The organism is Pseudomonas sp. SORGH_AS_0211 (assembly GCF_031453455.1).
Classification (GTDB): Bacteria; Pseudomonadota; Gammaproteobacteria; order Pseudomonadales; family Pseudomonadaceae; genus Chryseomonas; species Chryseomonas aestiva.
Genome location: NZ_JAVIZV010000001.1, coordinates 2,292,446 through 2,315,689 on the forward strand (window position 1 = coordinate 2,292,446; position 23,244 = coordinate 2,315,689).

The 23,244-nt window shown below is 66.4% G+C and carries 18 protein-coding genes; 11 read left to right on the forward strand and 7 right to left on the reverse strand.

The window, feature by feature from the left end:
- Nucleotides 1–178: 178 nt before the first annotated feature.
- The 6 genes from cydP (at nucleotide 179) to QE393_RS10705 (ending at nucleotide 5,698) form a co-directional block, all read left to right on the forward strand.
- Nucleotides 179–322 carry a cytochrome oxidase putative small subunit CydP gene (gene cydP, locus QE393_RS10680; RefSeq protein WP_310043400.1) on the forward strand — a complete coding sequence of 48 codons (144 nt, stop codon included), beginning with the start codon at nucleotides 179–181 and terminating at the stop codon, nucleotides 320–322.
- Nucleotides 323–355: 33 nt separating this feature from the next.
- Nucleotides 356–1,969 carry a cytochrome ubiquinol oxidase subunit I gene (locus tag QE393_RS10685; protein WP_310043401.1) on the forward strand — a complete coding sequence of 538 codons (1,614 nt, stop codon included), beginning with the start codon at nucleotides 356–358 and terminating at the stop codon, nucleotides 1,967–1,969.
- Nucleotides 1,970–1,979: 10 nt separating this feature from the next.
- On the forward strand, nucleotides 1,980–3,119 hold the full coding sequence (cydB, locus tag QE393_RS10690; RefSeq protein ID WP_273806078.1) for a cytochrome d ubiquinol oxidase subunit II: 1,140 nt from the start codon (nucleotides 1,980–1,982) through the stop codon (nucleotides 3,117–3,119).
- Between the two features lie 25 nt (nucleotides 3,120–3,144).
- Nucleotides 3,145–3,261 carry a cytochrome bd-I oxidase subunit CydX gene (cydX, locus tag QE393_RS10695; protein WP_007158843.1) on the forward strand — a complete coding sequence of 39 codons (117 nt, stop codon included), beginning with the start codon at nucleotides 3,145–3,147 and terminating at the stop codon, nucleotides 3,259–3,261.
- Nucleotides 3,248–3,544: a cyd operon YbgE family protein gene (locus QE393_RS10700; RefSeq protein ID WP_310045627.1), complete on the forward strand. Its 297-nt coding sequence runs from the start codon at nucleotides 3,248–3,250 to the stop codon at nucleotides 3,542–3,544. Before cydX ends, QE393_RS10700 begins: the two co-directional genes overlap by 14 nt.
- Nucleotides 3,545–3,736: 192 nt before the next feature.
- Nucleotides 3,737–5,698: a methyl-accepting chemotaxis protein gene (locus QE393_RS10705; protein ID WP_310043402.1), complete on the forward strand. Its 1,962-nt coding sequence runs from the start codon at nucleotides 3,737–3,739 to the stop codon at nucleotides 5,696–5,698.
- Between the two features lie 81 nt (nucleotides 5,699–5,779).
- On the opposite strand, the gene QE393_RS10710 is transcribed toward QE393_RS10705, so the two are convergent.
- Nucleotides 5,780–7,765, reverse strand: a complete 1,986-nt coding sequence (locus QE393_RS10710) for a sigma 54-interacting transcriptional regulator (protein ID WP_310043403.1) — start codon at nucleotides 7,763–7,765, stop codon at nucleotides 5,780–5,782.
- Between the two features lie 181 nt (nucleotides 7,766–7,946).
- Here QE393_RS10710 and QE393_RS10715 point away from each other — a divergent pair, with 181 nt between their 5' ends.
- The 3 genes from QE393_RS10715 to QE393_RS10725 are packed head-to-tail and all read left to right on the forward strand — an operon-like array spanning nucleotide 7,947 to nucleotide 10,730.
- The gene (locus QE393_RS10715) at nucleotides 7,947–8,963 is read left to right on the forward strand and encodes a Gfo/Idh/MocA family oxidoreductase (RefSeq protein WP_310043405.1); all 1,017 of its coding nucleotides are present in this window, start codon (nucleotides 7,947–7,949) and stop codon (nucleotides 8,961–8,963) included.
- A gap of 5 nt (nucleotides 8,964–8,968) precedes the next feature.
- Nucleotides 8,969–9,757, forward strand: coding sequence for a TIM barrel protein (locus QE393_RS10720; RefSeq protein ID WP_310043407.1), 789 nt, complete (start codon nucleotides 8,969–8,971; stop codon nucleotides 9,755–9,757).
- Between the two features lie 46 nt (nucleotides 9,758–9,803).
- On the forward strand, nucleotides 9,804–10,730 hold the full coding sequence (locus QE393_RS10725) for a sugar ABC transporter substrate-binding protein (RefSeq protein ID WP_273806074.1): 927 nt from the start codon (nucleotides 9,804–9,806) through the stop codon (nucleotides 10,728–10,730).
- 193 nt (nucleotides 10,731–10,923) lie between these two features.
- Here QE393_RS10725 and QE393_RS10730 read toward each other — a convergent pair whose 3' ends face one another.
- The 5 genes from QE393_RS10730 to QE393_RS10750 all read right to left on the reverse strand — a co-directional run bounded on the left by QE393_RS10730 (nucleotide 10,924) and on the right by QE393_RS10750 (nucleotide 18,134).
- Entirely contained in the window at nucleotides 10,924–11,538 is a 615-nt protein-coding gene (locus QE393_RS10730; protein ID WP_310043408.1) for a TetR family transcriptional regulator, read from the reverse strand.
- 339 nt (nucleotides 11,539–11,877) lie between these two features.
- Nucleotides 11,878–13,164, reverse strand: coding sequence for a beta-ketoacyl-ACP synthase II (fabF, locus tag QE393_RS10735; RefSeq protein WP_310043410.1), 1,287 nt, complete (start codon nucleotides 13,162–13,164; stop codon nucleotides 11,878–11,880).
- 65 nt (nucleotides 13,165–13,229) lie between these two features.
- On the reverse strand, nucleotides 13,230–16,328 hold the full coding sequence (locus QE393_RS10740; RefSeq protein WP_310043411.1) for an efflux RND transporter permease subunit: 3,099 nt from the start codon (nucleotides 16,326–16,328) through the stop codon (nucleotides 13,230–13,232).
- A complete protein-coding gene (locus QE393_RS10745; protein ID WP_273806070.1) occupies nucleotides 16,325–17,440 on the reverse strand; it encodes an efflux RND transporter periplasmic adaptor subunit in 1,116 nt (371 codons plus the stop codon). The genes QE393_RS10740 and QE393_RS10745 overlap by 4 nt, the downstream gene beginning before the upstream one ends.
- Before the next feature lie 76 nt (nucleotides 17,441–17,516).
- Nucleotides 17,517–18,134 carry a TetR/AcrR family transcriptional regulator gene (locus tag QE393_RS10750; protein ID WP_273806069.1) on the reverse strand — a complete coding sequence of 206 codons (618 nt, stop codon included), beginning with the start codon at nucleotides 18,132–18,134 and terminating at the stop codon, nucleotides 17,517–17,519.
- Nucleotides 18,135–18,232: 98 nt separating this feature from the next.
- Between QE393_RS10750 and QE393_RS10755 the strand changes: the two genes are divergently transcribed.
- A complete protein-coding gene (locus tag QE393_RS10755; RefSeq protein WP_273806068.1) occupies nucleotides 18,233–19,684 on the forward strand; it encodes an efflux transporter outer membrane subunit in 1,452 nt (483 codons plus the stop codon).
- A 171-nt stretch (nucleotides 19,685–19,855) separates the two neighbouring features.
- A complete protein-coding gene (locus QE393_RS10760) occupies nucleotides 19,856–20,488 on the forward strand; it encodes a LysE family translocator (RefSeq protein WP_310043413.1) in 633 nt (210 codons plus the stop codon).
- Here the strand turns inward: QE393_RS10760 and QE393_RS10765 are convergent.
- A complete protein-coding gene (locus tag QE393_RS10765) occupies nucleotides 20,485–23,055 on the reverse strand; it encodes an EAL domain-containing protein (protein ID WP_310043414.1) in 2,571 nt (856 codons plus the stop codon). The two genes, QE393_RS10760 and QE393_RS10765, sit on opposite strands and share 4 nt — an antisense overlap.
- Between the last annotated feature and the right edge of the window lie 189 nt (nucleotides 23,056–23,244).

Below are 23,244 nucleotides of genomic sequence, written 5' to 3' on the forward strand. Positions count from 1 at the left end.
CAGGCGTCTTAACGCTGTCTTAACCCCTCTGAACCCGACCTGAACGGCTGCGACAACCTGCCCCAGGCGATGGCCACTGGCCAATTGATCTGGATCAGTTTTGCCCAGGGCCAGCAGGCGCATCCTGCAGGCAGCCGCCACTCCGTCCTGGAGCGGCGCCACGGCTCACGAGGTCGCCATGAACGGACGCCTGGTCAAAGAACTCCTGGTCATCCTGCTGATCAAGCTGGCGCTGCTGATGGTGATCAAGAGCCTCTGGTTCAACGCCCCCACGGTCCCGCCCGACGCCACCCAGGCGGTCAGCGCCCACCTGCTGGACTAGCACCCTTTCCCTTAGCTTGAGGAGATTGCCGGGATGATCTCGGAATCCGTCGTGGACCTGTCACGCCTGCAATTCGGCATGACCGCGCTGTATCACTTCATCTTCGTGCCCCTGACCCTGGGGCTGGTGGTGATCCTGGGGATCATGGAGTCGGTCTATGTGATGACCGGCAAACAGATCTACAAGGACATGACCCAGTTCTGGGGCAAGCTGTTCGGTATCAACTTCGCCCTGGGCGTCACCACCGGCCTGACCATGGAGTTCCAGTTCGGCACCAACTGGGCCTACTACTCCCACTATGTCGGCGACATCTTCGGCGCGCCCCTGGCCATCGAGGGCCTGATGGCCTTCTTTCTGGAATCCACCCTGATCGGGCTGTTCTTCTTTGGTTGGGAGCGCCTGTCCAGGGGGCAGCACCTGCTGGTCACCTGGCTGGTGGCCCTGGGCTCGAATCTGTCCGCCCTGTGGATCCTGGTGGCCAACGGCTGGATGCAGAATCCGGTCGGCGCGGAATTCAACTACGTGACCATGCGCATGGAGCTGGTCGACTTCGGCGCCCTGCTGCTCAACCCCGTGGCCCAGGTGAAGTTCGTCCACACCGTGGCCTCGGGCTACGTCACCGGCGCCATCTTCGTGCTGGCGATCTCCAGCTACTACCTGCTCAAGGGTCGCGACATCGGCTTCGCCCGGCGCTCCTTCGCCGTGGCCGCCGCCTTCGGTACTGCCGCGGTCATCTCGGTGATCGTGCTGGGCGACGAATCCGGCTATCGCGTGGGCGAGGTGCAGAAGGTCAAGCTGGCCGCCATCGAAGCCGAGTGGAACACCGAGGAAGCCCCGGCCTCCTTCACCCTGTTCGGCATCCCCAATCAACAGGAGATGCGCACCGACTACGCGGTGAAGATCCCCTATCTGATGGGCCTGATCGCCACCCGCTCCACCACCGAACAGGTCACCGGCATCAGGGATCTGGTCAGCCAATACGAGGCCCGCGTCCGCAATGGCGCCCAGGCCTATGCCCTGCTGGAGCGACTGCGCGCCGGCGACGACTCCGCCGCCACCCGCACGGCCTTCGACGCGCGCAAGCACGACCTGGGCTATGGCCTGCTGTTGAAGAAATACGTCAACGATCCCGCCACGGCCACCCCCGAGCAGGTCCGGCAGGCCGCGCGGGACACCATTCCCGGCGTCGCCAGCCTGTTCTGGACCTTCCGCCTCATGGTCGCCAGTGGCGTGCTGATGTTGGCGCTGTTCATCTGCGCCTTCTGGGCCTCGACCCGCCGCAACGAGCTGAAGAAGCCCTGGCTGCTGAAGTGGGCCCTGTTCAGCCTGCCGCTGCCCTGGATCGCCACCCAGACCGGCTGGTGGGTCGCCGAGCATGGCCGCCAGCCCTGGACCATCAGCGAGGTGCTGCCTACCCACCTGTCGGCCTCGACCCTGGCCACGGGCGATCTGCTCGGCTCCATCGGCGCCCTGGTGACCTTCTACACCCTGCTGCTGATCGTGGAGATGTACCTGATGATCCGCTTCGCCCGCCTCGGCCCGAGCAGCCTGCACAGTGGCCGCTACTACCACGAACGCGCTGCCCGGGTAGGCGACGTCCTGCGCCAGGCCGCCGTGGCCAGGCCCGCCGCTCCGGCCAACGTCTGAGGAGACCGCCATGTTCGACTATGAAGTCCTCAAGCTCATCTGGTGGGTGCTGATCGGCGTGCTGCTGATCGGCTTCGCCCTCACCGACGGTTTCGACATGGGCGCCATGATCCTGATGCCCCTGATCGGCAAGACCGACAAGGAGCGCCGCGCCGCCATCAACAGCATCGCGCCGCACTGGGACGGCAACCAGGTCTGGTTCATCACCGCCGGTGGCGCCCTCTTCGCCGCCTGGCCGATGGTCTATGCCACGGCCTTCTCCGGCCTCTACTGGGCGCTGCTGCTGGTGCTCTTCGCGCTGTTCCTGCGCCCGGTGGGCTTCGACTACCGCAGCAAGCTGGACAACACCCGCTGGCGCAGCGCCTGGGACTGGGGCCTGTTCACCGGCAGCCTGGTCCCGGCGCTGGTGTTCGGCGTCGCCTTCGGCAACCTCTTCCAGGGTGTGCCCTTCCAGCTCGACGACACCCTGAGATCCACCTATAGCGGCAGCTTCTTCGCCCTGCTCAACCCCTTCGCCCTGCTCAGCGGCCTGGTCAGCCTGGCCATGCTCTGTGCCCATGGCGGCAGTTGGCTGATGCTGCGCACCCACCAGGCGCTGGGCGAGCGCGCCCGTCGCGCCACTGGCCTGTGCGCCCTGCTCCATCTCGTCACCTTCGGTCTGGCCGGCGTCTGGCTGGCCTATGGCTTCGACGGCTACGTGCTGGTCAGCCAGGGCGATCCGGGCAGTGCCCTGAATCCGCTGCACAAGGTGGTGACCGCCGGCAATCCGGGCTGGCTGGCCAACTACCATACCCGGCCGCTGACCCTGATCGCCCCGGTCGTGGCCGTGCTCGGCAGCGTCCTGGCCCTGCTGGGCAGCAGCTGGCGCCAGGCCGGCCTGGCCTTTACCGGCACGTCCCTGGCCATCGTCGGCACCCTCGCCACCGCCGGCTGCGCGCTGTTTCCCTTCGTGCTGCCGTCGAGCCTGGACCCGGCCTCCAGCCTGACGGTCTGGGACGCCGTCTCCAGCCACAAGACGCTGGGCATCATGTTCGTCGCCGCGGCCATTTTCGTACCGCTCATCCTGGCCTACACCCTGTGGAGCTACGTGCGCATGTGGGGCAAGGTCGACGACCGCTTCATCGACGCCAACCCGCACGGCCTCTACTGAACACTGATCTCAAGGAGACTCACTCATGTGGTACTTCACCTGGATCCTCGGTGTCCTGCTCGCCGCGAGCTTCGGCATCATCAACGCCCTCTGGCTGGAAAGCACCCGGGAGCTCGATGTCCATGACGATGCCGAATGCTGAGGCCCTGCCCCGCGTCCATGCGCTCGGGCGGACGCTGTCCCTGCTGCTGGCGGCGCCCCTGGCACTGCTGCTGCTGATCCACCCGGGGCTGATGCTCGACGCCAGCGGCCACTACAGCCATCCGCTGCTCATGGCGGTCATGCTCGGCGTCTCGGCCGGGCTGGTCCATGGGGTCGGCTTCGTGCCGCGCCTGTGGCTCTGGCGCTTGGTATTCGGCCCCGTGCTGGGCTGGCCGCTGCTGGTGCTCGGCTATGCCCTGCTCTTCCGGGCGCAACTGGGCTGATTGGCGTCTGACGATAGCGCCCGGCCTTCCCGGGCGCCGTCTTCCTCACCCAGCGTACCGCTCCCCTCACGCCAATTAATAGCCTGACTATAAAGGTTCATCTGCGGGTGCCGACATAACCGGAATCGATCCTGCCCGCGCCAGCCCCCCTTGCCGCCGGCGTACCCGCTGAACGCCTCAGAGAATGCCACGATGCTCAGGAATGCCCCCTTAAGTACCAAGCTGCTGCTGATCCTGCTCCTGCCGCTGGCTGGATTCCTGGTGATCTCCGGACTCTACACCGCCGACCGCTACGAAACCTTCAAGGACATGGAGCACACCGTGACCGCCAGCGCCACGGCGCAGCGTATCAGCGCCGTGGTCACCAGCCTGCAGCGTGAGCGGGGCGCCAGCGGCGTCTTCCTGGGCAGCGGCGGCAAGTCGATGCAGGACAAGCTCAAGACCTTCCGCCAGGACAGCGACCAGGCCCATGGCGAGCTCAAGGCCCTGGCCAGCGGTAGCGATGCCGCTATCCAGAGCCTGCTGCGTGCCCTGGACGGGCTGGCCGATCTGCGCACCAAGGTCGACGGCCTGGCGCTCAACAGCACCCAGTCCGGTGCGGCCTATACCGACCTGATCAAGACGCTGATCGGCTACACCCATTCCCTGGAAGCCGGTGTCGACGATCCGACCATCCTGCGCGCCCTGGGCGCCCTCAACCTGTTCGTCGAGATGAAGGAGCGCGCCGGCCGCGAGCGCGTGCTGCTGGGCCTGGCCTTCAACCAGAATCGCTTCGACGCCGGTCTGCTGTCGCGCTTCGCCCGCAACCTGGGCGAATTCTCCGCCTACGCCGACGCCTTCGAGCGCAAGGCCACGCCCGATTTCATCCGCCAGCTCGACGACACCTTCAAGCAGCCCAGCGCCCAGGAAGTCAGCCGCCTGCAACAGCTGGCCTTTACCGTCCCCCTAGGCGATGCCCTGGGCGTCAAGCCGGAGGACTGGTTCAACCTGGCCACCCAGCGCATCGATCTGATGGGCAAGGTCGAGGCGGACCTCGGCGCCAGCGTCGGCGCCCAGGCCGAGCAGGCCCGCGCCAAGGCCAGTCGCGACCTCTGGATCACCCTCGGCCTGGTGCTGCTGGTGCTGGTGGCCGTCTCGGCCCTGGCCTGGGTGATCATTCGCAACATCAAGCAGGCGGTGGAGCAGGTCAACGCGACCCTTACCCGCCTCGCCACCCGTGATCTCACCGCGCGCTGTGGCTATCGGGGCCGCGATGAATTCGGCACCATCACCGGCAACCTCAACCTGATGAGTCAGGAACTTGGCCAGGTGATCCAGGAGATCGGCGCGGCCACCGTGCAGGTTGCCACCGCCGCCGAAGAGGCCTCGGCCGTCGCCATCCAGACCAGCCAGAACGTCGCCCAGCAGCGCCTGGGCACCGACCAGGTCGCCACCGCCATCGCCGAGATGAGCGCGACGGTCAAGGACGTCGCCCGCAGCACCACCGAAGCCGCCGAAGGCTCGCGTCAGGTCGAGGGCAACACCAGCCAGGGCCGCCGCGAACTCCAGGCTACCATCGGCCTGGTGCAGGGCCTCTCGGTGCAGGCCGAGCGGACCTCGGAGATCATCGCCGAACTCAAGCACGAGAGCGACGCCATCTCCTCGGTGCTGGACGTGATCCGCGGCATCGCCGAGCAGACCAATCTGCTGGCCCTCAACGCCGCCATCGAAGCCGCCCGCGCCGGTGAAGCCGGCCGTGGCTTCGCCGTGGTGGCCGACGAGGTGCGCTCCCTGGCGCAGAAGACCCAGCAATCCACCGGCAGCATCCAGCAGATGATCAGCCATCTGCAGAGCGGCTCCGACCGCGCCACCCAGGCCATGCAGGAGACCCTCAGCCAGGTACAGACCGGTGCCAGCAGCGTGGTCCGCGCCGGCGATTTGCTGGGCGAGATCGCCGAGGGCGTGACCCTGATCAACGACCGCAACATCCAGGTCGCCTCGGCCGCCGAGCAGCAGAGCCAGGTCGCCGAAGAGATCAGCCGCAACGTCAACGACATCAACGACCTGGTGATCCAGGTCAGCGCCGGTGCCGAGCAGACCGCCGTCACCAGTCGCGAACTGGCTCGGCTCGCCGAACAGCAGCAGGCGCTGGTCGGCCGCTTCCGGGTGGCCTGAGGCTGCCACGCGTGCTGGCAACCGGCAGGCCGAAACGGGCCCGCCGTGGCCTGGCACGCGGTGATCGGACGCGGCTGGGCTTCAGCGTCCCACCCTGAAATCCGCCGGATTCAAGGCGTAGCGGCGCAGCTTTACGTAGAGCCCGGCACGGGAGATACCGAGCTGGGCGGCGGTTTGCCGAAGGTTGCCACGGGTCTGTGCCAGGGTCGCACGGATCAGCTCCCGCTGACCCACTTCAAGTGGCGTGAGCCGATCGCCTGCGGTATCCGTGGCTAGCGCACTGGTGACCAGCGAAGGAGGCAGGTCCAGCGGCTGGATGAGCGGTCCCTGGGCCAGATTGACCGCCCGTTCGATGACGTTTTCCAGCTCTCGTACGTTGCCAGGCCAGCCATGGGTCATCAGCAGCGTCAGCGCCTCGTCCGCGATGGCCAGCGGCGGGCGCTCCAGCTGACGGCTCAGGGCCTTGAGCAGCGTCGCCACCAGCAGGGGAATGTCGTCGCGGCGCTCACGCAACGGCGGTACCTGCAGGGAAAGCACATTGAGGCGATAGAAGAGATCCTCGCGGAAGCTCCCGCTCGCCACCGCCTGGGCGAGATCGCGGTGGGTGGCGGCGATCACCCGAACGTCGATCGCCTGGGCCTTCTTGGCGCCGACCCGCGTCACCTCGCCCTCCTGCAGCACCCGTAGCAGACTGACCTGAGCCTCGAGAGGCATGTCGCCGATCTCGTCGAGAAACAGGGTGCCACCGTCTGCCAGTTCGAACTTGCCGGCCGCGCCGCCGCGCGCAGCGCCGGTGAAGGCACCCTCGACGTGTCCGAACAACTCGCTCTGCACCAGATCACGCGGGATGGCTCCACAGTTCACTGCGACAAAGGGGCCATGGCGGCGGACGCTGGCGTTGTGGATCGCCTGGGCGAACAGCTCCTTGCCCACGCCGCTCTCCCCCAGCACCAGCACTGTCGCCTCGCTGCGGCTGGCTGCCTGCGCGACCCGCAAGCTGCTCTGCAGCGCCGGCGAACGGCCCTGGATATCGGTAAAACTGTAGCGCGCCCGAGTACCCAGCAGCTGGCGGGTGATCTCGCGGATACGGCGATTCTCCCGTAGCGACAGCACCCAGCCCCCCTGGGCGATGGGCGCGGCGGAGGCCAGGCACGGCAAGCCGCTGCCGTCTGGCAGCAACAGGGTGAGGTCACGATCCTGACGCTCCCAACGGCGATCCAGCCACAGGTCGAGATCGGTCTCCTGGGCGATCAAACTGGCGAACGGCCGACCGCGCTGCGGATCGTCGAGCTGCAACAAACGGCGGGCATAGCCGTTCAGGCTGCGGATACGGCGGTCCTCGTCGAGCAGGATGACCCCTTCGTTGAGCACCTCCAGCACCCGCTGCTGTTCGTCCAGTAGCGCTTTGAGCGCTAGCTGGCGGGAAATGGCCTCCGCCGCTGCCTGCACCGTGCCCAGGGTATGGCAGTGAAAATTGCCCACCGCCGCGGTGAGCGTCAGGGCGCCCAGCAGTCGCCCCTGGGGATCACGCACCGGGGCGGAGGCGCAATGCATCCGCCGCTCCCGGAGCTCGCGCTTGAAGTTCTCGCCGGCCAGGACGAATACCAGTCGCCGCTCGCGCAGAGCCAGCCCCGTGCAGTTGGTGCCCTGCACCTCCTCCAGCAGGCGACTGCCCAGTGGCGTGAGGTCGACCCCGCAGGCGGCGAGCGTCACGCCGTCGGCATCGGCGAGATTGAGGTGTCCATCCGGGTTGTAGCTCAGCAGGTCGGCCATGATCGGCGCGGCGATGTCCAAAAGCTCCCGCAGACGTTCCAGGCGCCGAGCCAGGTCCGGCGGATCGATGAACTCGTAGTGGAATTCTCCCGCGTCGATGCCCGTGGCGCGACTGCGCAGCCAGGAAGCTCGGATGACCGGCCGTACCCCGGGCAGTTCGTCCGCGCCTGCCAGGCACGCCCTCCAGGCGGCATTCAGCTCACCCTGGACGCGCTCGGCTACCGTCGCCCGCTGCAACTCGGTGACGAACAGCAGTTCCTGAGCCAGTTCGTCCGAGGCGCGTTGCTCCTCCATCCCCCCTCCTTGTCCAACGATTGGACATGTCCAGCTAGACATGTCTTTTTTATAGACATACCGAGGCCCTGGCAAGCCCGGAAAGCCGCAGGAATGGGGGTCTTCCAGCGCTGGCATGGCGGTTGCTCCTGTTCTCCTGGCTTCACCGCCGGTGCCTACAACAATCACAAGAGGATGCCTCATGCCCCAGACGAAGACCCCCCTGTCCCTCGGCCTCATCGGTACCGGCCGCATGGGTACCTTCCATGCCACCGCCCTCGCCCGGCACCTGCATGGCGCTCGCCTGGTCGCCCTGGCCGATCCGGCGCCCGGCGCCGCGGCGCGACTCGGCGAGACGCTGGACGTCGCGCATATCCATACCGATCCCCAGGCGCTGATCGACAATCCTGCCGTGGAAGCCGTGGTCATCGTCGCCCCGGCCCGCAGTCACGCCGAGCTGGTGGTGGCCGCCGCCCGGGCCGGCAAGCCGGTGTTCTGCGAAAAGCCCATGGCCGTGACCCTGGAAGAGGCCGACCGGGCCATCGCCGCTTGCGCTGAAGCAGGGGTCGCCCTGCAGGTGGGTTTTAATCGGCGTTTTGCAACCAGTTTCCGGACCGCCCACGAGCTGATCAGCCAGGGACGCATCGGCACGCCTCAGCTGCTGCGCTCGCTCACTCGCGATCCGGCGCTGCACGATCCGGCGGCGGTAAAACCCTGGACCATCTTCCTGGAAACCCTGATCCACGACTTCGACACCCTCAACTTCTTCAATCCGGGCGCCCGCGCCGTGCAGGTCTACGCGGTGGCCGACGCCCTGGTGCGCCCCGATTTCCGTGACCGCGGCTTGCTGGACACCGCCGTGGTGACCCTCCGCTACGACAACGGCGCCATCGCCACCGCCGAGGCGAATTTCCAGGCGGTGTATGGCTACGACGTGCGCGGCGAGGTGTTCGGCAGCGCGGGGATGCTGACCGCCGGGGACGCCCGGACCAGCGAGCTGGTCTGCTACGGCGCCGAAGGCATCAGCCAGACCACCCAGCGCTCCGACGCCGAGTTGCTGCGCGACGCCTACCTGGCCGAGCTGCGCGCCTTCGTCGATGCCGTGCGCGAGGGCACCCCGGTGCCGGTGGGCGGCAACGATGCCCGGGCGGCGCTGGCGATCGCCCTGGCAGCCATCGAATCGGTGCAGACCGGCCAGCCGGTCGCCGTCGCGGAGTGAAGCCCATGACCTCATCGCCCTTCATCCTGGCCGTCAGCGCCGAAATGGTCTTTCTCGACCTGCCCTTCGTCGAGCGGGTCCGCCGCCTGCACGCCCTGGGCTTCGCCGTGGAGATCTGGGACTGGACGCGTCACGACATCGACGCCCTGGCCGCCACCGGCGCGCGCTTCACCTCCATGACCGGCTATGTCTCAGGCGACCTGGTGAGCGCCGAAGGCCGTGCCGCCCTGCTCGCCAGTGCCCAGGAATCCCTGGCCGTGGCCGAGCGCCTGGCGTGCCCCTCGCTCAATCTGCATGGCACCGGCCTGGACCCGCGCGGCTTGCCGGTCAGGCCACTGGTCGAGGTGGGCGGCCATCACTGGCTGGCGGCGCGTGACACCCTCGCCGAGATCGCCCGCCTGGGCGAGTCCGCTGGCCGGGTCTTCCTGCTGGAGAACCTCAATACCGCCGTGGACCATCCCGGCGTGCCCTTCGCCCGCGCCGAAGACACCCTGGCCCTGATCGAGGCGGTCGCCAGTCCCTACCTGCGGCTCAACCTGGACCTCTACCATGCCCAGATCGGCGAAGGGAACCTGATCGAGCTGATCCGTCGGGCCGGGTCGGCTATCGGGGAAATCCAGGTAGCCGATGTCCCGGGGCGCTTTGAGCCGGGGACCGGCGAGATCCACTACCCGGCCATTGCCCGGGCCCTCGCCAGGCTCGGCTATCGCGGTGTGGTCGGCCTCGAAGGCTGGGCTGCCGAAGGTGATACCGAGCGTGCGCTGGAGCGCTTCAGAACGGCCTTCACCCTGTAATTCCCGATAGATGTTTTCGCTCGCATAACAACAAGAGGAACTGAACATGCTGCTTCGCAACCTGCTGTGCGCCGCCTTCGCCCTCGCCCTGACACCCCTGGCCCTCGCCGACTACCGTATCGGGGTCAGTATCGCCAAGGTCGACGACAACTTCATGACCTATGTCCGCCGCAATTTGGAGGAGGCGGGCAAGGCGGAAAAGATCAGCCTGCAATTTGAGGATGCCCAGGGCGACGTCGTTCGCCAGCTGAACCAGGTGCAGAGCTTCCTGGCGCAGAACGTGGATGCCGTGATCGTGCTGCCGGTGGACACCGCCGCCACCGTCAACATTACCCGCGCCGCGACCACGGCCAAGGTCCCACTGGTGTACGTCAACCGGCGTCCGGACGATCCCAAGCTGCCCGCCGGCGTGGTCGCCGTGGCCTCGGACGACCAGCAGGCCGGGCAGTTGCAGGGGCAGTTCATCGCCAAGCAGCTGAACGGCAAGGGCAGCGTCGTCCTGATCATGGGCGAGCTGACCCAGAACGCCACCCGCGGTCGCTCCGAGGGTCTCAAGGAAGCGCTCAGGGCTTACCCCGACATCAAGGTGATCGCCCAGCAGAACGCGGATTGGGACCGCAGCAAGGGCATGGACCTGACCAGCAACTGGCTGACCGCCGGGACCCATTTCGACGCCATCGTCGCCAACAACGACGAGATGGCCATCGGCGCCGCCATGGCGCTGCAACAGGCCGGAATGGGCAAGGGTCAGGTTCCGGTGGTGGGGGTGGATGGTCTGCCCGACGGTCAGGCGGCCATCAAGCGCGGACTGCTGGCCGCCTCGGTGTTCCAGGACCCCCGCGGCCAGGCCGTGCAGGCGGTGCAATCCGCGCTCAGGATGATCCGAAAGGAATCGGTCCAGGCGGATGTCTGGGTGCCGTACGAGCTGATCACGCCCGGTAACCTGGCGGATTACACCGCTCGTTTCAAATAGCGACTGGGCGCGCGCCAGCCTGAACGCTGGCGTCCCGAAAGGGTACGGGGCGCTGTCGGAAAAGAGCGATCACCCTGCGCGAACGCCCCTGGAAGGCTGAAAACCGAGTCCCGGGGCAGCTCAGCCCCGCGTCCGGCGGCAGCAAGGCTTCATTGCCGGTCCCTTGCGCCTCCGGCGAGCCGCTCGCCCACCGTCAGGGCCAGTCCTTTACCAGCGACCTGAAGTAGAGGGTGAAGATCAGCCGTACATCCATGAGCGGCGAGAAGATGTCCTGGTCACGAAGGATGCCAGCCAGCGTGCCGCAAAACAGGCTATGCAGCTGTAGGCTGGCACTTCTCGGCGTCACCGCGGCCCGCAGACGCTGCTCTTGGCCGTCGAAAAGGCGTTCGACGAGCGCTACGAATTCGCGGGTCAAGGCATTTTCCCGCTGTTCGACTTCCTGCAGTTCCAGCGTGAATTCGCAACGGTGCATCAGGATGGTCATGACTCGACGCTCCCGTCCCGGCTGAACGAATTTCTCCATGCACTCGACGCACAGTTCGTACAGCCTCATCAGGCAATCGCCTTCCCCATCCGCACTCAGCTGTTGGGTGACTTCGTCAAGCGGAATGCGGATGCGATTGAGCATCTCATGGACCAGCTGCCCCTTGTCCCTGAAGTGCCAATACACCGCTCCTCGAGTGAGCCCGCACTCTCTGGCGATCATTTCGAGGCTGGTGCGTGAGACACCATTGGTGAGAAACAGCGCCTCGGCTGCATCCAGAATGGTCTGCCGGGTTTGCTCAGCGTCTTCCTTCGTACGGCGCATGGGTCTCTCGTTTCAATGGCCTCTGTTTCGCCAGCTTAACGTCTAGCCGGCCTTTTACAAACATTCTTGCATGTATGCTTCCATGGACTGTCTTCCGGTATTCCCGGACGATGCGTGCTCGTCTGACCTGGGAACTACTCAGGTGCCATCAGCCCAGGCAGGGGTTCTGGACAGCGCCTGAAGAAAAACAGGAAGAGCGCCTTCTCTTCCTGGTGGACTCAATTGTTATCTGAAACGACGCAGGGAACGCCGCTCCTACCGCTATGCGAGTCCAAAAATCATGTGCACCGCCGCGAGCATGGGCTGCCGGGACACGCGGGCCTGTATGTTCAGCAACTATCAGGCCCCCAGCCAACGCCTGAACAGCACACTGGCGTTCACCCCACCGAAACCGAAGCCATTGGACAGGGCGTAGTCGATCGCCAGCGGTCGAGCCTGCAGGGCGACGAGATTCAGGCCTTCGGCAGCCGAATCGGGGTGCTGCAGGTTCAAGGTCGGCGGCACGATCTGGTCGCGCAGCGCAAGCACGGTGAAGATGGCCTCGATACCGCCCGCGGCACCCAACAGATGCCCAGTGCTCGACTTGGTCGAGGTGATGGCCACTGGGGACGCGTCGCCAAAGACCGCGCGGATGGCCGCCAGCTCGCCCTTGTCGCCCACCTGCGTGGAGGTAGCGTGTGCGTTGATGTGCTGGACCTTGGTCGCGTCGATCCCGGCCTGGCGCAGCGCCTGCTCCATGGCGCGACGGGCACCGCTACCGTCTTCCGGGCCGGCGGTGAGATGGTAGGCATCGGCGCTGGTACCGTAGCCCACCAGTTCGGCCAGCGGCGTAGCGCCTCGTGCCAGGGCATGCTCCAGGGTCTCGATCACCAGCAGCCCCGCGCCTTCGGCCATGACGAAGCCGTCGCGATCCCGGTCGAAGGGGCGCGAGGCCTCCTGCGGACGCTCGTTGAATCCCGTGGACAGGGCCCGGGCGACAGCGAAGCTACCCAGGCTCACGCGGTTGATGGCCGCCTCGGCCCCGCCGCAGAGGGCGATATCGGCTTCGCCGCTGCGGATCAGCCGGGCGGCGTCGCCGATGGCCTGGACACCGGCGGCGCAGGCGGTGATCGGCGCGCCCAGCGGACCGCGGAAGCCGTGCTGGATGGAGACGTTGCCCGCCGCCATGTTGGCCAGGAACGAGGGCGCGGTGAATGGCGAGAGTCTTCGCGGACCGCGGGCGTCGGTGGTCCGCACCGCCTCGGCGATGGCGCCGAAGCCGCCGACGCCAGAGGCGATGATGGTCGCCGTTCGCTCCCGTTGCGCCTCGCTGGTCGGCTGCCAGCCGGCCTGATCGAGCGCTTCCTTGGCCGCCACCAGAGCGAACTCGATGAAACGATCCATCTTCTTCAGGTCCTTGGCGGCGATGGCCACCAGGGGGTCGTAGCCCGCCTCCGGATCGTCGGCGCGGCTCGGGACCTGACCGGCGATGAGACTGCCCACCCCGTCGCTGACTTCGGCCGGCAGCAGGCTGAGGCCCGAGCGCCCCGCCAGCAGCCGCGCCCAGACGGCGTCGGTGCCACAGCCCAGCGGACTGACCGTTCCCAGGCCGGTCACCACGATGCGTGTTCTGTCGTTGACTTGCATTGCCTTACCTCTTTTCTCGATGGACGAGGCGCCTGCGGGCGGCCTCGTGTCTTGTTCGCGTCCGATCACGGCGCAATTGCCAGGTCGGAGGACAGGGAATCACCGCGGGCGGGTGGCCTGATGCGGAACCAGATCGCATACATGGCCGGCAGGAACACCAGGGTAAGCACCGTACCGGCGAGGGTGCCGCCGATGAGGGTGTAGGCCAGGGTGCCCCAGAACACCGAATGGGTAAGCGGAATGAAGGCCAGCACCGCCGCCAGCGCCGTGAGGATCACCGGTCTTGCGCGCTGCACGGTCGCCTCGACTACCGCCTGGAAGGGTGGCAGGCCGTCCTGCTCGTTCTGGTGGATCTGCCCTATCAGGATCAGGGTGTTGCGCATCAGGATGCCCGACAGCGCGATCAGCCCGACCAGGGCGTTGATACCGAAGGGTTGCTGGAAGAGGATCAGCGTAGGGACGACCCCGATCAGCCCCAGCGGGCTGGTCATGAAGACCATGATCATCGCTGCCATGGAACGTACCTGCAGGATGATGATGAGCAGCGTCAACGCGATCATCAGCGGGAAGATCGGCAGCATCGCCGCCATCGCCTTGCCCGACTCTTCGATGGCGCCCGCCTGCACGATCCGATAGCCCGCCGGCAAGCGCTCGATGATCGGCTGCAGCTGCTTGAGCACGGCAGTGGAAACGTCTGGCGGTTGCAGCTCTTCGGCGATATCGCCGCGCACCGTGATCGTCGGCACCCGATCGCGCCGCCGCATGAGGGGCTCTTCCATCTGCACCTCCAGGTCGCCGATCTGCGACAGCGGAATGCGTTGGCCCTGGGCGCCAACCAGCGTCAGATCGCGCAACCGCGCAGGATCGAGGCGAACGTCGCCCGCCGCGCGCGCAACCACCTGGACGGTACGAATGTCTTCGCGCACCGCCGTAACCGGCACGCCGCTGAGCAGGAATTGCAGCTGCTGCGCCACGGAGCTCGAGCTCAGGCCTAGCGCCTGCAGGCGATCCTGCTGCAACTTGAAGCGCAGGACCGGCGTACGCGTGCCCCAATCGCTGTTGACGGTGCGCATCAGCGGACTGGCGCGCATCACCTGCTCCACCTCCCCCGCCACCCGCCGCAGCACCTGCGGGTCGGGACCGCTCACGCGAAAGGCGACCGGGAATGGCGAATAGGGCCCGAACACCAGTTGGGTGACCCGCAGCTGTGCCTCCGGCGCGAGTCCGGCGGCAATGGCGTCACGCAGCCGCAGCTTGAGAGCTTCGCGGGCCTCGGGATTGTCGGTGCGGATGATGATCTTGGCGAAGGACGGATCCGGCAGTTCCGGGCTCATGGCGAGAAAGAAGCGGGGTGCGCCCTGTCCGATGTAAGACGTCACGATCCGGGCGTCGTCCTGCTGGGCGAGCCAGGCCTCGACCTTGGCGGTCGCCCGCTCGGTCTCGGTGATCGAGGTGCCATAGGGCATCTGCACCTCCACCATCACCTCGGGGCGATCGGAGATGGGGAAGAACTGCTTCTTGACGACAGCCATGCCCAGGATGGCGGCCACGAGCAGGCCGATCACCAGCAGCGCGACCAGCCACTTGCGCGCAATCACCTGGCCGAGAACGCGGCGGAAGCGGTGGTAGCGCGGCGTATCGTAGAGCGCACCATGGCCACCCTCGACCGTCCTGGTCTCCGGCAGCAGCTTGACGCCCAGGTAGGGTGTGAAGACCACCGCCACGAGCCAGGAGGTGATCAGCGCGATGCCGACGATCCAGAACATGTTGCTGGTGTATTCACCTGCAGCGGACTGAGCAAAGCCATTGGGCATGAAGCCCACGGCGGTCACTAGAGTGCCGGCCAGCATGGGGGCGGCGGTATGGCTCCAGGCATAGGCCGACGCCTTGACCCGGCTATAGCCCTCCTCCATCTTCACCACCATCATCTCGATGGCGATGATGGCATCGTCCACCAGCAGCCCCAGGGCCAGGATCAGCGAGCCCAGGGTAATGCGATCGAAATTCTTGCCGGTGGCTGCCATGACGAGAAACACCGCCGCCAGCGTCAGGGGGACCGCGGCCGCCACGACGATGCCCACCCGCCAGCCCATGCTGACGAAGCACACCACCATCACCACCAGCAGGGCGACAAAGAACTTGATCATGAATTCGTCGACCGACGAGGCGATGTTGACCGCCTGGTCGGTGACCTTGGTCAGGCTCATGCCCAAGGGCATCTCAGCGCTCATGGCGCCAACTTCGCTTTCAAGGGACTTGCCGAGATCCAGGCCATTCCAGCCGTCGCGCATGACGATGCCCAGCAGGAGGGCCGGCTCGCCACCGCTGCGGATGACGAAGGTGGCCGGGTCTTCATAGCCACGCGTCACCGTCGCGATGTCCGCCAGCTTGAAGGTGCGCCCTCTGACGATCACCGGGGTGTCGCGAATGGCATCGAGCCGTTCGAAGGCACCATCCAGGCGAACAAAGACCTCGGGGCCGCGGGTTTCGATGGAGCCCGCGGGAGTCAGGACATTCTGGGCATTGAGCGCGGCAAAGATGTCCTGCGGTGCGACCCCCAGGGTCGCCAAGCGATCATGGGAAAACTCCACATGGATGCGTTCGGTCTGCTCACCCAGGATATTGACCTTCTTGACCCCCGGCACATGCAGCAGGCGCTGGCGCAGCGTTTCCGCCTCGCGCGCCAGCAGCCGCTGCGGCTCGCCCCGGGCCTTGAGCGCGAAGAGCGCGAAGGTGACATCGGCGTATTCATCGTTGACCATTGGCCCGATCACCCCGGCGGGCAAGGTCTTGGCTTCGTCACTGATCTTCTTGCGCGCCTGGTAGAACTCCTCCGGGACCTCGGCCGGCGGCGTTCGGTCGAGCAGCGTCAAGGTGGTGAAGGCCAGCCCCGGACGGGTATAGGTTTCCGAGCGGTCGTACCAGCGCAATTCCTGCAGGCGCTTTTCCAGCTTCTCGGCGACCTGATCCTGCATCTCCTGCGCCGTGGCCCCCGGCCAGGCCGTGATGATGGTCATGACCTTGACCGTGAAAGCCGGGTCTTCAGCCCGCCCCAACTTGAAGAAGGCCAGCACCCCACCGACCGAGATCAGCAGGATCAGAAACAGGGTGATCGAGCGCTCGCGGACGGCCAGCGCCGACAGATTGAATCGGCTGTCGCTCACGGCTGCTTTCCTTCCAGCGCATTGTTGGCATCTGCAGCCAAGCGGATCGTCTGGCCTTCGTGAAGCAGATGAGCGCCGAGGGCCACGACCCTGTCACCCGGCAGGAGGGGGCCGTCCACCAGGGCGGTGTCATCCGCCAGCTGGCGAACCTGCACGGGTACCCAGGCGACCTGCTCGGGCGAGCCCTGGATACGCCAGACCCCTGCGCCCCTGCCCTCGTCGTACAGAGCGCCCAAGGGCACCTTCAAGGCATTCGCCCGCGGCACGGACTCTTCCGGAATGCGCAGTCTCACCGTTGTGCCCAGGGGCGCATTGGCCAGCGCCCCTTCGAGCACATAGCGCGCCTCGAAGGTACGCGTCTCGCGGTCGGTGCTATCCGACAACTGCCGCAGCCGAGCCGGTCCCGGCTGTTGCGCACCGCCCAAACGGCTGGCTTGGGCCAGGGAGCCAAGTGCCGGACGCAAGGTCTCCGGTAGCTGGACGACGACCTCTCGGGCGCCCGCGCGAGCCAGGCGCATGACGATCTGTCCAGCGGCTACGACCTGCCCGGGCTCGGCCAGCGTATCGACCACGGTGCCCTCCGCATCGGCCACCAGGACGGCATAACGGCTGGCGTTGAGGGCTACCTCCGCCTGGGCTTCGGCAGCCTTGAGCTGGGCCCTCGCCGTATCCGCAGCCGCCTTGATCTGATCGTAGCCGGAGACCGAGATTGCCCCTGTACCTCGCAGGTCTCGATAGCGGGACTCATCGTCTGCCGCCTGGCGAGCCCGCGCCTGGGCCGCGGCCACGGCTTCGCGCTGTGCCTGCAGGGCCAGCTGCAGATCGATGGGATCAAGCTTCAGCAGCGGCTGCCCGCGCTTGACGAATTCACCGATGTCCACCAGCCGTTCGGCGACCTTGCCTGTCACGCGAAAACCCAGATCGCTCTGGATCCGCGCGGCGACGATACCGGTAAAGGTACGACCGGCGCTCTCGGCGGGCTCCGCCATCGCAACGCGCACCAAAGGCGCCTGCGTACGGGGATCGCCCTGGGAAGGGGCGTTGCACCCGCCAAGGGACAGCGAGAGGACTGTAGCCCCCACAGCGGCGGAAAGCAGACGGTGCGCGAACATGGAAGCTCCGAGAGGATGCCAGCAGAGCGCGCAATGTGATACCAGTGACCATTTTAGTCAATAGTCACAAAGCAATTTAAGGCGCGAGGCTGCGCAGCACCAGGTTAGCCACCTGGGTGGGAGCGACGTCGAAATGCTCGAAGCTGTGCTGCAGCATCAGCGGATTCAGATAGGGTCGAAGCACGAGATAGGTCGCCATCGTCACGTCGTCGATCGGCGTCTTGCGCTCGAACTGTCCTTCCCAGCGCCCCTGCACCAGGATCTCCTTGAGCAGCGCCTGCACCCGCGCTTCGTAGCCGATCGTGGCCGGCCAGCGACCCGACGCCGCCGAGATCGCGATTTCGTACAGCTTCCGATCGTCGGAAAACAGCTGCAAGGTTGCCGTCGCCAGGCTCTGGAACAGCCTTCTGAGCTTCTCGTGCGGCTGGTTGGTCGAAGTAACCGCGGCCCTGGCCTCTGCCTCGATTCGGCTCAGGCAATCCGCACAGATGGCCTCGCCGATCGCCTGCTTCGAATCGAAGAATTTATAGATGTAGGCCTTGGAAAATCCGATGCTCCTGGCGAGTTCGGACACCGTGGTTTTCTCGTAGCCATAAAGGCTGAAGTGTTCTTTCGCCGCCACCATGATCTGGTGGCGCACGTCGTGCTCGGCCGGTCCGCGGGCCTGGCCAGGTGAAACGGATTCGGTAGTCATGGAGAGAGGCGTTCCGGCAGTTGCAAAATGAAACGGAAGGTGACCAATATACAAATTAGTCACTAAAACCGTTCAGGCGTTGCTCAGGATAAAAGCCCATGCGTTCCAGACTCCAGATTATTCTGCTCACCAGCGCCACTCTGGCGAGCGGCTGTACCGTGGGGCCTGACTACCGCGCCCCTGAAGTTGCGCTCCCGGCAAGCTTCCAGCGGGAGCCGGTGCCAGCGCCCCTGGCCGATCAGGCGCTGGCTGGCTGGTGGGACCGCTTCAACGATCCGCTCCTGAGCCGCCTGGTAAACCAGGCCCTTGCGCAAAATCTCGACCTGGCTCAAGCCAACGCACGCATTACCCAGGCTCGCGCCGGCGTTACGGCGGCCAACGCCGCGCTGTTGCCAGTAGGCGACCTTGATGGCCAAGCCGGTCGTGCCTACCAGTCTCGGGAGACACCGCTTGGACGGGTGCTGGCTTCATCGCCCGGCTATGACAGGAGCGGCTCCTCTTATGAAGTCAATCTCGACGCAAGCTGGGAGCTGGACGTGTTCGGCGGCCTGCGCCGAGATCGCGAGGCCGCCCGGGCCGACTACCAGGCCACCCTGGCCGGCGCCCGCGCCGTGCGGCTGGCCGTGGCTGCCCAGACCGCTGATCTCTATGTCGGCATCCGCGGTCTGCAGACCCGCCTGGCGATCGCTCGGCGTCAGGTCGACACCCAGCAGGGGTTGCTGTCGATGGTCAGGCTATTGAACAGCAAGGACCTGGCGACCGACCGGGAGCTACGCCAGGCCGAAGGGGGATTGGCCGAGGTTCAGGCTTCGATACCCGGTCTGGAGTTCTCGCTGGAGCGGGCGATGAATGCGCTGGACGTGATGCTGGCGACACCACCTGGTACCTGGCGTGCCCAACTGGCTGGCGCCGCGTCCATCCCCAGCGGCCCCCGACTCGATACGGCAGGCACGCCTGCCGACCTGCTCCGGCGGCGTCCGGACCTGATCGCGGCCGAGCGCCGTCTCGCTGCCGCCAATGCCCGGATCGGCGCAGCGATGGCCGAGTACTATCCCAGGATCTCCCTGAGCGCCCTGCTCGGCAGCGCCACCACGATTTCCAGTGGCAACCTCTTCAGCCACGACGCCAATCAGGCGCTGGGTACCCTGGGCGTACGCTGGCGGCTGTTCGACTTCGGACGGATCGATGCGCAGATCCAGGCGGCCAAGGGCCAGGGTGCGGAATTGCTGGCGGCCTATCGGCTGGCGGCGTTGCGCGCCACCGAAGACGTCGAAGATGCCCTCACCAGCCAGCTGAAGCGCGAAGAGCAGGTCACTCTGCTGACGGCGGGCGAAGCCTCTCTCAGAAAAGCCCGACAGGCCTCCGCCCTTGCCTACCAGAAGGGCGTGGTACCCCTGGTCGACGTTCTGCAGGCCGATGAGCGCCTGCTACGCACTGCCGATGCACGTGCCCAGGCGCAAACGGCAGCAGCACAGGCGGCAGTAGGGACTTTCAAGGCGCTAGGTGGAGGCTGGCAACCCGCTTCCCCCGCCGCCTTGAGCCTGCGATAGGAGAAGACGACCGGGCCGGCCCGAGCGGCTGTCCGGTCCAAAAGCCTGGATTCTGCATCGCGACCTCGGCAAGGCGGCTGGCCATACTGGGTACCCATGGCCGGCACCGGCCAGCCTCCCAGGAAGACGACCCTTCCAGTCGTCCCATGCCAGCAGGTTGAGACACGCCCAATGCAACCCTTCGCCCTCTACCTCCTGCTGTGCGGCCTCACCATCGCCAGCCCCGGCCCGGGCGTACTGCTCACGACCACCAATGCGCTGCAGCTGCGGCTGCGCGGCGCCCTGCCGGGCATCCTCGGGGTGGTGCTGGGCATACTGCTGGTGGCCGTCCTGGCCAGCACCGCGCTCGGCGCCCTGGTGAGCAGCTCGCCGCGGGCCCTGCAGGGATTGCAACTGGTCGGCGCGCTCTATCTGGGCTGGCTGGGACTGCGGCGTCTGCGCAGTCCTGCGTCCCAGGGCCGGCAGCCTGCCGCCACGCGGCCTTCGGTCAGCGGTGCCAGACACCTCCTGCAGGGCCTGCTGGTGTCCCTGACCAACCCCAAGCTGATCCTCTTCTTCCTGGCGCTGTTTCCGCCCTTCATCCAGGCGGATCGCCCGGTGTTGCCGCAGCTGATGCTGCTGGTGGCGACCTTCTGCCTGATGAGCTTCATCATCCATTGCAGCTACGCCGGGGCAGCGACAGTCCTGAGCGCCCGCCTGACCTCGGGTACCACCCTCGCCCGGCTGCAGCGGGCGGCTGGCGCATTCTTTCTGGTGTTCGCCGCGCTGTTGCTGGGAGCGGCCCTGGGCGCCCCCAGCGCCTAGTGCGCGACCAGGGTCCGGCTGGCGTCGTTCGACGCTTCCCGTGGCTGTGACTGCTCCTGCCGCAAGGCCGCAAAACGCGCCGGGGACAGCGGCCGCTGCAGGTGGAAGCCCTGGGCCTGGTCGCATTTGAGGTCGGCGATGCGCGCCAGCTGGCCGGCGGTCTCGATGCCCTCGGCCACCACCGTCAACGACAGTGCCCGCCCCATGCTGACGATGGCCTCGACGATGGCGGCATTGCTCTCGCTCACCTCGATGTTGGAGACGAAGCTGCGATCGATCTTTAGGCAGTCGAAGGGATAGGTGCGCAGATAGCTCAGCGAGGAATAGCCAGTGCCGAAGTCGTCCATGGACAGCCGCACGCCCAGGGCCTTGAGCTTCTTCATCAACTCCAGGGCGCCCGCGGCGTCGTCCAGCAGGACGTTCTCGGTGAGCTCCAGCTCGACCCGCGCCGGGTCGATGCCGGTGCGGTCGAGCACCTTGCGGATGCGTGCCACCAGATCATCGCGCTGGAACTCCAGCGGTGACAGGTTGATGGACACGATCAACTCTGGCGCCCACTCCAGCGCCTGACTGCAGGCTTCCTGCAGCACCCAGTCGCTCAGCCCCAGGATCAGCCCGGTTTCCTCCGCCACCCCGATGAATGCGGCGGGTGCCAGTCGACCGCGAGCGGGATGATTCCAGCGCACCAGCGCCTCGGCGCCCAGCAATCGCTGGCCATTGGCGGCGAAGCGCGGCTGGAAATCCAGCTCGAATTCCAGTCGCTGCAACCCGAGGCGCAACTCGGTCTCCAGCTGGCGCCGCTCGAGGATGCGCTGGTTCATGGTGGGTTCATAGAACCTCAGGGTATTGCGTCCCGCCGCCTTGGCCTCGTACAGGGCGATGTCGGCATAGCGCAGCAGATCCTCGGCGCCATGGCCATCCTGGGGCGCCCGGGCGATGCCGATGCTCGCACCGATGTTGATGTCGTGCTCGTCGATGCGCATGGGCCGGCCGATGCCCTCCAGCATTCGGTTGCACAGCACGCTCACCTGCTCGGCGCTCAGGCAGCCATTCACCGCGATGACGAATTCATCGCCACCGATGCGCGCGACCAGATCGCCCTCGCGCACGCTGGCGCGCAACTCCCGGGCGACCTGGCAGAGCACCTGGTCGCCGGCGCCATGGCCGAGGGAGTCGTTGACCGGCTTGAAGCGGTCCAGGTCGAGGGCCAGCAGATGCAGCGGCTGACTGGCGTTGACGCCCGCGGCGAAGCGCTGCGCCAGGTAGCGGTGCAGTTGATGACGGTTGGCCAGTCCGGTCAGGGCATCGTGCTGGCTGATGTGTTCGATGCGCGCCTTGGCCTCGATTTCCTCGGTCACGTCGCACACGGTGCCGCGAAAGCCCGCCAGCAGACCACCGCTGATGATGGGTTGCGCCGTCAGCTGGCAGTACCTGAGCTTGGCCTGGGCGTCACGCATCTCGCAGCGCAGGGGGCGCCGGGTGCGGCCGGTCGCCAGGGGCGTCCTCGCCACTTCTTCCACCTGGCTCGGCGGATAGCCGAGCAGTTCGTGCAGCGGGCGGCCCAGCCAGTCCTCGCGGCTGAAGCCGGTCACCGCCACGAAGCGCTCCGAGAGATAGACCAGCCGCTGCTCGGCGTCGCTCTCCCAGATCCAGTCGGACGAGGCCTCGGAAACGGTGCGGAAGCGCTGCTCGCTGTGCCTCAGGGCATCTTCGGCCACATTCGTCTGCCGTGCCGCCAGGCCGATCCGGCGGCGCAGGTACCAGACCAGCAGCAGCGCCAGACCACACATCGTCGCCAGCAACGGCAGGAACTGCGCCAGCAGGCGCTGCCCCATGCCATGCACCAGCCAGTGGAAGGTCACGACGATGCCCGGATCGGACTTCACCACCAGGGTCGGCCGCTCCGCCAGGGCGGGCAGTTCCCCTGGCTCCGCGGTCAGCCCGGGCAATTCGAAGGTCTGGCCGAGCTGGGCGAGCTTGTCCGGCGTGAGGATGTCGACGAAGACCATGTAGGACAGCCGCTTGAAGTCCTGGTAGGTGGCGTCCGGGCGGATGACCGCGGCCAGCACGCTGGCCGGCTTGCCCTCGATCAGGAAATAGCCCTGGGCATAGCCATCCTTGAGCGAGCGCTCCCGTGCCTGTGCCAGCAACCGCGCCTGGTCGTCGCCCAGCCATGTATCCAGTTGCAGCTTGCTGCGACCGCCGCCGACCACGGCGTAGCGCGTGACCCCAGTGGGCGCCAGGATGAAGGCGCCATTCACGCCATAGCCGCTATAGAGGGATGGCCCGACGTTGTCTTCTTCGTAGGCCCAGTTGACGTCGACCTTCTTGCTGGTCCGCGCATAGGCCTCCAGCCAGAAGGAATAATCCGTCAGCACCCGGCCCAGTTTGTCCAGCCGCGTCTCCAGCGCCCGCTGGGCATCCGCTTCGCTGTGATGGCGTTGCTGCTCGTCGATGCGCGCGCACAGGTCGAACAGCATCCACCCGGCCAGGGTGAAAATGAGGGTGACCAGGGCGAAGAAACCCAGGGAGGCCTGAAGGGCGACGCGGTTGAGTTGGGTAGGCACGGTAGCGACCTGTTGCAACGGTTGTACGAGGGTGCTGACGGCAGGCGGCCAGGCCGCAATCGTCTGCCTTTTATATCGGCACTGCTGTGACGGCCTTGAAGCGCCGGCATAAATATTCCGCAGAAACGCAGCCTAGAGCGCTTGTTTTGCACCATCGGTGTGCAACACCGTGCTGGGCGCGCCAGGACG

Coding starts and splice junctions, on each gene's coding strand:
- cydX (WP_007158843.1), top strand. CDS start 3,145: ATGTGGTACTTCACCTGGATCCTCGGTGTCCTGCTCGCCGCGAGCTTC.
- QE393_RS10755 (WP_273806068.1), top strand. CDS start 18,233: ATGCGTTCCAGACTCCAGATTATTCTGCTCACCAGCGCCACTCTGGCG.
- cydB (WP_273806078.1), top strand. CDS start 1,980: ATGTTCGACTATGAAGTCCTCAAGCTCATCTGGTGGGTGCTGATCGGC.
- QE393_RS10750 (WP_273806069.1), bottom strand. CDS start 18,134: ATGACTACCGAATCCGTTTCACCTGGCCAGGCCCGCGGACCGGCCGAG.
- cydP (WP_310043400.1), top strand. CDS start 179: ATGAACGGACGCCTGGTCAAAGAACTCCTGGTCATCCTGCTGATCAAG.
- QE393_RS10760 (WP_310043413.1), top strand. CDS start 19,856: ATGCAACCCTTCGCCCTCTACCTCCTGCTGTGCGGCCTCACCATCGCC.
- QE393_RS10715 (WP_310043405.1), top strand. CDS start 7,947: ATGCCCCAGACGAAGACCCCCCTGTCCCTCGGCCTCATCGGTACCGGC.
- QE393_RS10685 (WP_310043401.1), top strand. CDS start 356: ATGATCTCGGAATCCGTCGTGGACCTGTCACGCCTGCAATTCGGCATG.
- QE393_RS10745 (WP_273806070.1), bottom strand. CDS start 17,440: ATGTTCGCGCACCGTCTGCTTTCCGCCGCTGTGGGGGCTACAGTCCTC.
- QE393_RS10705 (WP_310043402.1), top strand. CDS start 3,737: ATGCTCAGGAATGCCCCCTTAAGTACCAAGCTGCTGCTGATCCTGCTC.
- QE393_RS10730 (WP_310043408.1), bottom strand. CDS start 11,538: ATGCGCCGTACGAAGGAAGACGCTGAGCAAACCCGGCAGACCATTCTG.
- fabF (WP_310043410.1), bottom strand. CDS start 13,164: ATGCAAGTCAACGACAGAACACGCATCGTGGTGACCGGCCTGGGAACG.
- QE393_RS10700 (WP_310045627.1), top strand. CDS start 3,248: ATGCCGAATGCTGAGGCCCTGCCCCGCGTCCATGCGCTCGGGCGGACG.
- QE393_RS10725 (WP_273806074.1), top strand. CDS start 9,804: ATGCTGCTTCGCAACCTGCTGTGCGCCGCCTTCGCCCTCGCCCTGACA.
- QE393_RS10710 (WP_310043403.1), bottom strand. CDS start 7,765: ATGGAGGAGCAACGCGCCTCGGACGAACTGGCTCAGGAACTGCTGTTC.
- QE393_RS10720 (WP_310043407.1), top strand. CDS start 8,969: ATGACCTCATCGCCCTTCATCCTGGCCGTCAGCGCCGAAATGGTCTTT.